The following is a 12,346-nucleotide window of genomic DNA, read 5'->3' as shown; positions in this document are numbered from 1 at the left end:
AGGATGGCGCGCGGCCCAGGGGATGAACCTCGCTGCAGGAGACATGGTCAGGCCCTCCGTGCATCCAGGCGTAGTCCTGGGGTTCGCCGCAGTCGTTGCATTCGGCGGTCTGCACACGCTCCGGAGGCGCGGGTGAGCCTGCTCGGAACCCTCGAGAACGGCCTGTTCGCTCTGGCGCAGGTGTTGCGCTTCCCGGTGATCGCGATGCTCTGGGTCGCGGTGGCGGCGGCGGTCTTCATGGCTGGCGGATGCGTGATGGAATGGCTCGCCCGGCGGCGGGAGCGCAGCGGCTTCGACCTCAACGCGTGGCTGGATGCCGGTTCGGTGCTGGGCGCCGACGCCGGGCGTCGTGCGGCGTTGCCGGCGCCGCTCCGCCGCCTGCTCCGTGACGTCGAGGCCGAACGCCACAAGCCGTCGTTCTCCGACGGTGGTCTCGAGCACCTCGTTCTGGAGCGCGAGGAGCGGGTCCGGCGCACGTTGAACGGGTCGCGGCTGCTGGTCAAGGTGGGGCCCAGCCTGGGCCTGCTCGGGACGCTGATTCCCATGGGGACGGCGTTGGCCTCGCTGACGGCCGGCAACCTCGAAGCGATGGCGGGTCAGATGGTCGTCGCCTTCACGACGACCATCGTCGGCCTCGCGGCCGGGACGATTGCCTACGTCATACAGATCGTGCGCCACGGCTGGGTCAACGAGTTTGTGCGCGAGCAGCGGTTCCTGGCCGAGCGCCTTGCCGGAGAGCTCGCGCGGGACGCGCTGAGCGGAATCGCGCCGGAGGAACGACACCATGGGACGCTTTCTGCATCTGCCGTCGCCCGCTGACGCGGAAGACGAGGATCCGCTCTCCGGCGTGGCGAACATCTTCGACGTGTCGGTGGTGTTCATCGTCGGCCTGATGATCACGCTCTTTTCCGTCTATCGCATCGGCGATCTGGTCAATCCGGAGAGCGAGGTGACGCTGGTCAAGACCAACGCCGATGGCCTGAGCGAGATCATCGTCAAGCGGGGCACCGAGATCACAGCCTACGAGCTGACCGGCGAGACGCTCGGGGGACAGGGTGAGCGCCTCGGCACCGCCTATCGCCTGGCCGATGGACAGGTCGTCTACGTGCCCGACTGAAAGGTGCGGTATGGAATACGCGGTTGTGGATGCCCGATGGCGTGCGGCCGGCTGCGGACGTAGCGGCCGGCTCAAGCGGATCGCGCGGATCGCGGCCGGCGTCGCCTTGCTGACCGTCGCCACGGCCGGTTCGGCCGCGGCGCAGGAGATCCGGCTCGCGTATCTCACCGGCGACACCACGTTGCCCGGTATCCTGAGCGCCTGGAAGGCGGTGCTCGACGAGCGTCCCGGACTGCGCGAGCGCGTCTCGGTCACTCTTGTTACCGAATCGCTGCTCGACTCTGTCGATCTTGAAGAGGTGCTGCGTAGCGACGTGCTTGTTCTCCACGTCCACGACGCGCACACGCTCGACCGCTTCGACGCCACTTACGACGTCGACCTTGTCGAACAGATCACCGGTCAGGGGCTCGTGCTCGGCGTCGGCGAGGGTCTGCTGCCACGGGAGCACTACGTCGAACGCGGGGTAGCCTGGGATCTCCGCGCACGGGCGTTCTGGGAGTACTCGGGATTCGCGAACCAGGTGGGGCTGCTGAAGTACGTGCTGTCGGCGGCCGGCGTGCCGGGTCTCGACGTGCCGGAGCCGCAGCCGAGCCTGGAGGCCGGCTACTACTACCCGGACCTGCCAGGCACGGGCGGAGACGCCGCCGAGCCGGGTGGCAGGGCGTTTGCCGACTGGGAGGCGTTCGATACCTGGCGCCGGGCCGCCGGCAAGCACCGGCCGGGTGGGTTGCGAGTGGCGGTGGGCTTCTACGGATCGAGCTACGACGACGGAGACACCGCGCTCGTCGATGCGATCATCGCCGAGATCGAGCGACAGGGCGCCGAAGCGATTCCGATCTTCGGCTATCCGGCCGGCGTTGCTTTCGAGACGCTGCTCCGCGATCCGGACGGGGCAGCGCGCGCCGACGTGGCGCTGACGTTCCTGTTCCGCTTCGCCGGCCCCGACGCCGGCGAGTCGCTGCGAAAGCTCGACATCCCGGTTCTGAGCCTGATCAGCCTCTACGGCCGGAGCGAGGCCGAGTGGCGCGCCTCCGCGCAGGGGCTGTCGATGTTCGAGGGGACGTTCCAGATCGCCGCGCCGGAGCTGGCCGGGCTGGTCGCGCCGACGGTCGTCGGGAGCAAGGAACGCCGCACGGATCCGGACACGGGATTGACCATCATCTCCAGTCAGCCGATCTCCTCGCGCATCACGCTGGCCGTCCGGCGGGCGTTGGGTTACGCGGTGCTGGGCGCCACCAACAACGCCGAGAAGCGGGTGGCGATCCTCTTCTACAACTACCCGCCGGGAAAGGCCGGCATAGGGGCCAGCTACCTGAACGTCGCCGAGTCGCTGGCGAACGTCCTTCAGCGGATGCAGGCGGCCGGGTACGACCTCGGCGGAGACGATATCGACCTGTCGTCGGAAGGGCTTCTCGATCAGATGATCGCCCGGGCGCGGAACGTCGGCGGGTACGCCCCCGGCGAGCTCGACGCGATGCTGACCCGGCGCGGCGCCGCGCGCGCCTGGATGGGTGACTATCTCCGCTGGCTCGAGGGCTATGCGCCGGAGCTGCGCGAGAAGGTGGTCGCCGATTGGGGCAGGCCGGAGGACGTGAACCTCATGGCGAGGGACGGCAGCTTCATCATCCCGGCCTTGCGCTTTGGCAACGTCGCCGTGCTGCCGCAGCCGGCGCGCGGGTGGGGCGCGGACGGCGAGAAGCTGTATCACGCCAAGGATCTGGCGCCGCATCACCAGTATGTCGCGACCTATTCCTGGTTGCGGGCGCCCGAACCGGTCGGGTTCGACGCCGATGCGGTCATTCACCTGGGGACGCACGGCACCCTCGAATGGCTCGACGGCAAGGACCTGGGACTGTCGGCGGCCGACGCGCCGGATGCGCTGATCGCCGACCTGCCCAACCTGTACGTCTACAACGTCGACGTGGTGGGGGAGGGACTGGTGGCGCGCCGCCGCGGCATGGCGACGCTGGTGGACCACATGGTGCCGCCGTTCGTCAGGAGCGGGCTGCTGCCCGAGCTGGCCGTGCTCAGCGAGAGCGTCGACGACTATCACAACAACGTCCACAAGAACGTGCAGCTCGCCGGGGCGTACGCGGACGAGATCCGGCGGCAGGCGCAGGACCTGGGGATGGTCAAGGACCTCGGCCTGGACCTGGGGACCGGGGCGGAGATCGAGCACGACACGCTGCACGCCATCGAGGATTACCTGATCGAGTTGCGGGGGCAGAACATCCCTTATGGGCTGCATGCTTTCGGCCGTACGCCGGGGGCGGAGATGCGCGCGAGCACGGTGGACGCCATCGTGTCGGTCGACCGCGACCTGCTGCCGGACGACACGACGGTGATGGCGGCGGACATGGAGCGGCGCATCGTGGAGTCCGGGCCGCGCGAGCTCGGCCACCTGTTGCACGCGCTCGACGGCGGCTACGTCCCCGTGGGGAACGGGGGCGAGCCCATCCGCAATCCGGACGCCTACCCCACGGGCAAGAACTTCTACGGCATCGACCCCGACAAGGTGCCGAAGCCGGCCGCGTGGACACTCGGCGTCTCTCTCGCCGACCAGATGCTGGAGGACCACGTCGCCGAGCACGGGCGGTACCCGGAGAAGGTGTCGTTCGTGATCTGGGGCACCGAGACGATGCGGCACGAGGGCGTGCTGGAGTCCCAGATCTTCCACCTTCTCGGTACGCGCCCGGTCTGGGATGCTCGCGGCAACGTAGTCGACGTCGAGGTGGTTCCGGCGCGCGAACTCGGCCGGCCGCGCGTGGACATCGTGATTGCCTCGGCCGCCGAGGGGATGTTCAACAACGTCACGCGGCTGATGGACGAAGCGGTGCAGCGGGTGAAGGTGCTCGAAGAAGCCGAGAACTTCGTCCGTCGTCACTACCTGGCGACGCGTGCGGCGCTCATCGACCGCGGATACGCGGAGGAGGAAGCCGACAGGCGCGCCGGGGTGCGCATCTTCGACGAGCCACCGGGGACGTTCAACCTGAACACGTCGCGAATCGCCGCCGCGAGCGGCACCTGGGACAGCGACCGGCCGATGACCGACGAGTACCTGTCGAAGATGGGCCACGGCTACGGCAACGGATTTTGGGGCGAGCCGATGGAGGACGTGTTCCGTCTTGCCCTCTCCGGTACCGAGAAGGTGGTGCACAGCAGCTCCACCATGCTCTACGGCGCCCTCGACAACGACGACTTCTTCATGTACGCGGGCGGCCTCGCGGCGGCCGTCCGGAACATCGACGGCGAGAGCCCGCAGATGGTCGTCACCAACACGCGCGACCCGGGCCGGCCCGAGATGACGGGCATCGACAAGTTCCTCGGCGCGGAGTTCCGGACGCGCTACGTCAACCCCGTCTGGATCGAGGGGATGCAGCGCGAGGGCTACGCCGGCGCCGGCGAGATGCGCGCGTTTGTCGAGTACCTGTGGGGCTGGGACGCCACGGTGCCGGAGACTGTCGACGACGCGATGTGGAACGAGTCGTTCGCCGTGTACGTCGAGGACAAGCACGACCTCGACCTGAAGGCGTTCTTCGACGAGCACTCGCCTCACGCCTACCAGGACATCACCGGCCGGATGGTCGAGACGATTCGCAAGGGGTACTGGTCGGCGGACGATGCGACGCTCGATCGCCTGCTCCGCGAGCACGTCGACAGCGTCGCCGCGCACGGGGTCGGCTGCTCCACACACACCTGCGGCAATCCCCGGCTGCTGCGCTACGTTCTGGAGCAGGGGGCCGTGATGAACATTCCGGGTCCGGCGCTCGAGGCCTACCGCACGGCAATGGAGGAGGCGATCGGCGCCGACATCGAGTCCGCGGCGGCGGAGGCCGAGGAGTTCGTCCGCTGGAACGAATCGCGGCCGAGTCTGACGACGATGAACATCGAGGGCTACCGGATGGAGGAATCGGCGGATGCCGCCGAACTGCTGCCCGCGCCACCGGCCACGGGGTCGGATGACCGCGTGTGGACCCCGCTCTGGGTCGGCGTCCCGGTTTTGGGCCTGCTCGCCCTGTGGCGCTGGCGCCGGCGCGGCTAGGAGGCCGTGGTGAAGCCCCCGCTGCATTCGAGCAGCGTTAGGGCGGATCGCGCGCCGCATCGGGGACATGCTTCAATGAGGCCGTCGGTTGCCATACTGCTGGCGTCCGCTCTTTTTTCCGCCGCGTCGCCCGCTGGCGCCCAGTCGGACGCCGTACAGGTCAGCCGGAGTGGGCGTGGGGCCTACGAAGCAAGCCTCGCGCCGCATCCCCGCGGTTTCGCGATCGCGTGGCATGACACGCGCCATGGGCTGCCGGAGATCCATGCGCGGCTCGTCGACGGAAGCGGCAGGCCGGTCTCCCAGGAGTACCGACTAACGACGGGCGCGGGGCGCTCGTACGAGCCGAGCCTCGCGGTTTCCCGCCCGAGCGTCTCGGACGACCTGGTCGTCGGCTGGTACGAAGTTGCCGCAGACGATTCCACGTCGTTCGCCAAGGTCGGCGCGTGGACGGCCGACGGCGCGCCCCTCTGGGAGAGAACGCTGTCCGATCCCCGCCGCCACGGGCGGGCGACGGTGGTCGCGGCGGCCGACGACCGGATTCAGTGCGTCTGGATCGAGGAGGCGCGGGAGTCGGAAAGCGACGGTTCGCGGAGGCCTGCAGCCGACGACCCGCGGACGCCTGCGGAGGGAGAGCCTTCGGCCGCCATCTGGGCACAGCAGCTCGATCTGGACGGCGAGCCCGTCGGAGCGGCGCGCCGCATCGCCGATGCGAGCCGCACGACGTGGAACCTGAATCTGCGCGTGGACGCCGAGGGCGTTCCGTGGGTTGCCTTCGATGCGCAACTGGGGACGCGCGCTTCCGAGCTCTTCGTCGCGCGCCTCGGCCGTGACCGGGTGGCACTCCATCGGCTGAGCGCCGACGACGGCGCATCCTCCGTTTATCCCGACCTCGCTTTCGGCGCCGGGCGAGCCGCCGTCACCTGGTGGGACACGCGCGACGGGAACGCGGAAGTCTATCTCGCGGTCGTCGACGAGGAGGAACTGCCTCACGGCATCGAGCCGGTGGCGGCGCGTGTATCCGACACCGCGGGGGAATCGCTGGGCGCCTACATCGCCTGGAACGGCGCGCGGTTCGGATTGGCATGGTCGGACGAGTCCGAGCCGGGCCGGCCCCACGAGGTGTACTTCCAGCAGTTCACGGCGGCGGGCATCCCCGTCCGGGCGCCGCGCCGGCTCACCGACAACCCTACGGCGTCGCTCATTCCCGCCATCCGGGCCGCCGGCTCGCGCTTCGCGCTGGCGTGGAACGAAGACAACGTGAACGCGCGCGGCGATCATCGCAGCGGGGGGCGCTCGGAAGTCCTGTTCGCGCTCGTTCCCTGACAAGGCGCGGCGTTTCCGTCCGCGGCCCCGGTCGACGAGCATCCGGCCGGCGTCGAATTCGGACGCTCCGCAACGTCTCGGTGACGGCGTCCTACATGCACGACGGCAGTATCGCCGCGCTCGACGCGGCGCTACGCGGCCAAGTCGCTGTTTCGCACAACTATCACCATATGGCGTTTCTTCATCTCCCAAAGATCACACGTTGTTTGAGATACTCCCTTAGGTACAGCCACTGAAGCACATTTCGACGGTATGGAGTACGTCCCGTTCATCGTTGCTGCCGGCGTGGTCGTTTGGCTCGTCGTGGTGTTGGTCCGGTCATTCCGCGAGGCGCACCGAAGCAGAAAGGAGCGGGAGGAGCGTATCCGTCGCATCCTGATGGGGAAGCACCGATTGTGAACGAAACAGGCAAGTTGTTTGTGTTGCTGCCGGGGAATGGGGGTTGGCGCGCCCGACAGGATTCGAACCTGTGGCCTTCGGCTCCGGAGGCCGACGCTCTATCCAGCTGAGCTACGGGCGCGTACTCTTGGAATGAACGACTTACGGAACTACCCAACAAGCGTACTACGGTTTCGGACCGGGGCGTCAACTGCGGGGGCGCTGTTCCGCCGCCTTTCCCGCTGCCTGCAGAAGTTCGTATGCCGCCTCCAATGCAGATTGAACCTCCATCGGCACATGAAGCACACGAGTCATCCCCGGCTGACCAACCTGATAAACAGGGGTCAGAACCTCGATCCACACCTTCCCATCAAGAACTTCAGCACGTAGAACGTGGGGCGCAACAGGTGAGCGATCGTCTTCACTACTCATCTGGAGCTTCTCTCCTCTGCCAGGTTAGAAACAGGCGGCGTTAGACTGCCGAGCCCTCGGGCATGAGCGGGCGCGCCACGCTTTTCTCCCCGATGTCCCGAAGTGCGGGCCTGCCCGACGGGTGGGTCAGGGGGAGAACCCCCATTTGACGGGAGGTTCCCCGAGGAGGACTATGCCCGCCGAACAGGCCCGCGAAATCACCGGAACGTGGCCCAATTCTCGACGCTGTAGGACATACTTCCAAAAGGATCGCAGATCGTGTGTGAGGTTTGGGAGATGGTGAAAGGCCGTATGACGATTATTGTGCGAGTATGCAATAATCTGCGGCGACGAAACGCGTGAGGAGCCGCCTCGCGTCTCGGGATGCCTCGCGCGCCACGTCCGGCAAGGAGGGGGTAACGTGCAGGAGAGTCCCGACCAGTTGCGCCGACGGATCAAGACGCTCGAGGACCGCATCTCGAACCTATGCGCCGCGGTCCTGCGCGTCAGCGCCAGCCTCGACCTCGAAACCGTCCTGCGGGAGATCGTCGACAACGCCCGCGCGCTGACCGGCGCCCGGTACGGCGTGATCGCGACGGTTGATGAAGCCGGGCAGCCGCAGGACTTCGTGACCGTCGGCCTCGCGCCAGGACAGCACGAGAAAATGGCTGCGTGGCCCGACGGACCGCGGCTGTTCGAGCACTTCCGGAATCTACGGAAGTCGTTGCGGGTGGCCGATCTGCCAGCCTATGTCAGGGAGCTCGGATTCTCTTGGGAGCTGATGGTGTCAGGGGCGATGCAGTGCACGCCGATGCGCCACCGCGATGTGTACGTCGGCAACTTCTTTCTGGGCGGGAAGGAGGGCGGACAGCAGTTCACGAGTGCCGACGAGGAGGTTCTGGTCCTGTTCGCGTCGCAGGCGGCGACGGCGATCGCCAACGCCCGCACGCACCGGGACGAACGGCGGGCCAGGGCCGACCTGGAGGCTCTCGTCGAGACCTCGCCGGTAGGCGTTGTCGTCTTCGACGGTAAGAGCCGCAGCCCCGTGTCGTTGAACCGAGAGGCGCGACGGATCGTCGAGCGCCTGCGCGTGCCGGGGCGGGCGCTGGAGGATCTGCTGGACGTGACTACCTGCCGTTTCGGCGACGGGCGCGAAGTCGCCTTGGCGGAGTTTCCGAATGCGGAGCAGTTGACAAGCGCCGAAACGGTGCGCGCCGAGGAGATTACGCTCTCGGTCCCTCACGGCCCGAGCGTCACAACGCTGGTCAATGCCACGCCGATCCGGTCGGCGGACGGCACGGTCGAGTCGATGGTGGTCACCATGCAGGATCTGGCGCCGCTGGAGGAGCTGGAGCGCCTGCGAGTCGGGTTCCTGGGTATGGTGAGCCACGAACTGCGAACGCCGCTGAGCTCGATCAAGGGTTCGACAGTCGCCTTGCTGGGTTCCTCGCGGGCGCCGGACCCGGCTGAGACGCTACAGTTTCTCCGGGTCATCGACGAACAGGCCGACCAAATGCTTGGCCTGATCGCCGACCTGCTGGACCAGGGACGCATCGAGACGGGCACGCTGTCGGTTTCGGTCGAGCCGGCGAGGGTGGCAAGCCTGGTGGAGCGGGCCAGGAACACCCTCCTCAGCAGCGGCGGCGGGCACGACCTGAAAATCGACCTTGCGGAGGACTTGCCGCGGGTGATGGCCGACCCGGGCCGCATCGTTCAGGTCCTCAACAATCTGCTCTCGAACGCGTCGCGACAGTCTCCAGAGTCGTCTCCGATCCGGGTTGGCGCCGCGCGGGACGGGCTGCATGTGGCGATCTCGGTGTCCGACCAGGGCCGGGGCGTGCCGCCGGACCGTCTGCCGCATTTGTTCCGGAAGTATGCTGGCGCGGCCGCTGGAGAGGGGGAACACCGGTTTGCGGGCTACGGCCTGGGGCTGTCGATATGCAAGGGACTGGTGGAGGCGCACGGAGGCCGCATCTGGGCCGAGAGCGACGGGGCGGGGCGGGGCACCCGGTTCACATTCACCCTGCCGGTGGCAGAGGACATCGCTGGGGCTACCGGCTCCGCTCGGAGCCGTCCTCGCGGACTTCGGAAGGGGGAGGAGCAGACGTGCATCCTCGCCGTAGACGACGACCCGCAGACGCTTAGGTACGTTCGGGACGCTCTCACCGAGGCAGACTACGCCCCGGTTGTGACCGGCGACCCGAGTGCCGTGCCCGGTCTCATCAGGAAGCACAAGCCTCGGCTCGTCCTGCTGGACCTAATGCTGCCGGGCACCGACGGCATCGAGTTGATGGAAGAGATGCGCGAGCTCGAGGATCTGCCGGTCATCTTCATTTCGGCCTACGGCCGGGACGAGACCATCGTCAGGGCGCTGAATGCAGGAGCTGCCGACTACATCGTCAAGCCCTTCTCACCGTCGGAGCTGACGGCGCGAGTACGCGCGGCGCTACGCCGACGGGCCGAGCCGGAAGCCTTCCTGCTGGGGGAGCTGGCGATCCACTACGACGAACGCCGCGTTACCGTGGCCGGCCGTCCAGTCACGTTGACGGTTACGGAGTACGAGGTGCTCCGCGTGCTCTCGACCGACGCTGGCCGGACCGTGACATACGACTCGCTGCTGCACCGGGCGTGGAGCAGGCGGGACCGTGGCTCCGGCGATCCGAAGCTGGTACGTGCGATCGTGAAGACTCTACGCCGCAAGCTGGGCGACGACGCGGCCAACCCAGCCTACGTCTGCAATGAGCGCGGCGTTGGCTACCGCATGCCCAGACCCGAGAAGCGGTGAGCCCGTTCCACACCGAGGCGATTGGCCCATCCACACCCCGCACTGGCCGACCCGTTGTGATGCTCGATCCGTTCCGCAACATGTCTTCGAGTCCCTGCGATGCGAAGTCTCATTCGCTTTCAACCCACTCGACATCATGGACTGACCCTACTGAAGGGAGTATTTCAAGGCTTATATGGCGATTGTTGTGCGAAACAGCGATCTGGCCGCGTAGCGTCGCTTCTGGCCGCGTAGCGTCGCGCCGATGCCGGTGCGTCCGATTGGAGCAGGGACCGCGGTGCTGCGGTATGCTGCGGGGCAACCGCAGTCGATTCGCGATCAAAGGAGTTACTCATGCGCGCCAACACTGCCCGTGACCGGGTCCGCCTCGTTCCCCGCGTGTCGTTGATACTCATCCTCGCTGTCCTGCTCACGGTTGCCCCGGCCGGCGCCCAGGTGCCCGTCGGGACGCCCGAAGACGTGGGGCTGTCCGCGAAGCGTCTCCAGCGCATCGGCGAGATGGTCCAGCGCGCCATCGACGCGGACCAGATCTCGGGCGCCGTCACCGTCGTCGCCCGGCGCGGGCAGGTCGCCCACTTCGAGGCGCATGGCCTGATGGACATCGAAGCTAATGCGCCGATGCGCAAGGACACGATCTTCCCGATCGCCTCGATGACCAAGCCGGTGACCGGTGTCGCCATCCTGATGCTGGTCGAAGAGGGGAAGGTCCGCCTGTCGGATCCGGTGTCCCGCTTCATCCCGGAGTTCCACGGTACGAAGGTGGCGATGCCGCGAACGAATGCCGCGGGCGAGGAAGACGACGTCTATACCGTGCCCGCCAACCGCGAGGTCACGGTGCAGGATCTGATCACCCACACATCGGGTCTCGGGAGCGGCGGCGTGGCAAGCGAGGCGACGTCACGCATCGCGCCTCGCAACCTGACCGGCACCGTCGCGGACTGGACGGCCGCGCTCGGAGCGGCCCCCCTCGACTTCCAGCCGGGCACCCGCTGGGCCTACAGCGGGCTGGCGGGGATCGACACCCTGGGCCGGATCGTCGAGGTCGCCTCGGGGCTGACCTTCGACGAGTTCCTGCGGCAGCGGATCTTCGAGCCGCTCGGGATGAAGGACACGGCGTTCAACGTGGCGGATGAGAACATGCCGCGTGTCGTCACGCTCTACGGTCGCACGGACGACGGACTGGAGCGCCGCCCCGTGCCGGAATGGGTGGCCACGAAGACGTTGCATGGGGGCGGCGGCGGTCTCTGGTCGACGGCCGAGGACTACCTGCAGTTCGCCCAGATGCTCGTGAACCGGGGCGAGCTGAATGGCACGCGGCTGCTCGGTTCACGGACCGTCGATCTGATGGGTTCGAATCACGTCGGCGACCTCTACGCGAAGGCCGGACGCACCGGCGGTAGCCCCGGGAAAGGCTTCGGGCTGACCGTCGACGTCGTGCTCGACGCCGTCAAGGCCCGCAACGACCACCGATCGACCGGCAGCTTCGGCTGGAGCGGCGCCTTCGGCACGACCTATTGGGTCGATCCCAAGGAGGACTTGACGGCCATTCTGATGGTGCAGACGCCGGGCGGTCCGCTCCGGGTCGACTTCCAGAACGCCGTGATGCAGGCCATCGTCGACTGACAGCCCTTGGCCGGCTGTGACCGCTTCGGGCCTACTGCGCCACGAGCGGCGCCAGGCAGTCGGCGGCGCTGACGTCAAGCGGCCACCAGCTCGCGAAGTTCCCGTCGGATGCCGCGAGCGGCATGACCAGCGGGAACCCGCCCGGCTCGAAGGCTGCCGTCCCGCCGGCCTCCGCGTAACGCCGCGCCAGCGTCTCGCGGAAGCGGCCGACCTCGGGGGCCTCGAAGATCGCGTAGTAGAGCTGGCGCGTGCTCTGGGCGCCTTCACCCCGGATCACGCCGATGCAGATCGGCGCGGGGACGGCGTCCGACAATCCGGATTCTTCCGCCGCGCGGAGCAGATCCTCCGGCGAGAGCGCGCTCCGCAGCGAGTCGGCGTACTCGGCGTTGAGCACCAGCGGCACCGAAGCCCACGGCGGCGACACCATGGACTCCATCGTGCGGGTGAAAATCTGCTGGAAAAGCTCGGCGCGAAGCTGATCCGCGGTTTCCAGTACGAGCAGGCCGGCGCCCCGCGCCGGCCCGCCTCGTAGCGCGACCTCCCAATCGGAAACCAGGTCCGAGTCGACGACGTAGGGCTCGGCCAGGCTGCTCTGCACCGTCCACCAGAACAGCCCGCCGAGCACGGCCAGCGCCGCGAGCGTAATCGCCGCCTTGCGCATCTACGG

Annotated in this window: 8 protein-coding genes and 1 tRNA gene; 6 read left to right on the top strand and 3 right to left on the bottom strand. The window is 67.7% G+C overall.

The window, feature by feature from the left end; translation table 11 throughout:
• Window positions 1-3 precede the first annotated feature (3 nt).
• The 4 genes from F4Y45_00635 to F4Y45_00620 all read left to right on the top strand — a co-directional run bounded on the left by F4Y45_00635 (window position 4) and on the right by F4Y45_00620 (window position 6,482).
• The gene (locus F4Y45_00635; protein MXY23018.1) at window positions 4-819 is read left to right on the top strand and encodes a hypothetical protein; all 816 of its coding nucleotides are present in this window, start codon (window positions 4-6) and stop codon (window positions 817-819) included.
• A complete protein-coding gene (locus tag F4Y45_00630; GenBank protein MXY23017.1) occupies window positions 785-1,117 on the top strand; it encodes a DUF2149 domain-containing protein in 333 nt (110 codons plus the stop codon). Before F4Y45_00635 ends, F4Y45_00630 begins: the two co-directional genes overlap by 35 nt.
• Window positions 1,089-5,159 carry a cobaltochelatase subunit CobN gene (locus F4Y45_00625; protein ID MXY23016.1) on the top strand — a complete coding sequence of 1,357 codons (4,071 nt, stop codon included), beginning with the start codon at window positions 1,089-1,091 and terminating at the stop codon, window positions 5,157-5,159. Before F4Y45_00630 ends, F4Y45_00625 begins: the two co-directional genes overlap by 29 nt.
• A 75-nt stretch (window positions 5,160-5,234) precedes the next feature.
• Entirely contained in the window at window positions 5,235-6,482 is a 1,248-nt protein-coding gene (locus tag F4Y45_00620) for a hypothetical protein (GenBank protein ID MXY23015.1), read from the top strand.
• 443 nt (window positions 6,483-6,925) lie between these two features.
• On the opposite strand, the gene F4Y45_00615 is transcribed toward F4Y45_00620, so the two are convergent.
• Both F4Y45_00615 and F4Y45_00610 read right to left on the bottom strand, forming a co-directional pair.
• A tRNA-Arg gene (locus F4Y45_00615) sits at window positions 6,926-7,002 on the bottom strand.
• A 65-nt stretch (window positions 7,003-7,067) separates the two neighbouring features.
• Entirely contained in the window at window positions 7,068-7,292 is a 225-nt protein-coding gene (locus tag F4Y45_00610; protein ID MXY23014.1) for a hypothetical protein, read from the bottom strand.
• Between the two features lie 301 nt (window positions 7,293-7,593).
• On the opposite strand from F4Y45_00610, the gene F4Y45_00605 reads away from it, so the two are divergent.
• Window positions 7,594-10,056: a response regulator gene (locus F4Y45_00605; protein ID MXY23013.1), complete on the top strand. Its 2,463-nt coding sequence runs from the start codon at window positions 7,594-7,596 to the stop codon at window positions 10,054-10,056.
• A gap of 333 nt (window positions 10,057-10,389) precedes the next feature.
• Window positions 10,390-11,679, top strand: coding sequence for a beta-lactamase family protein (locus F4Y45_00600; GenBank protein ID MXY23012.1), 1,290 nt, complete (start codon window positions 10,390-10,392; stop codon window positions 11,677-11,679).
• 31 nt (window positions 11,680-11,710) lie between these two features.
• Here the strand turns inward: F4Y45_00600 and F4Y45_00595 are convergent, their stop codons facing one another.
• Entirely contained in the window at window positions 11,711-12,340 is a 630-nt protein-coding gene (locus F4Y45_00595; GenBank protein ID MXY23011.1) for a hypothetical protein, read from the bottom strand.
• Window positions 12,341-12,346 lie beyond the last annotated feature (6 nt).

The sequence above is a fragment of the Acidobacteriota bacterium genome (genome assembly GCA_009838525.1).
Lineage (GTDB): Bacteria > Acidobacteriota > Vicinamibacteria > Vicinamibacterales > UBA8438 > VXRJ01.
This window is presented reverse-complemented; position numbering and strand designations above follow the sequence as displayed.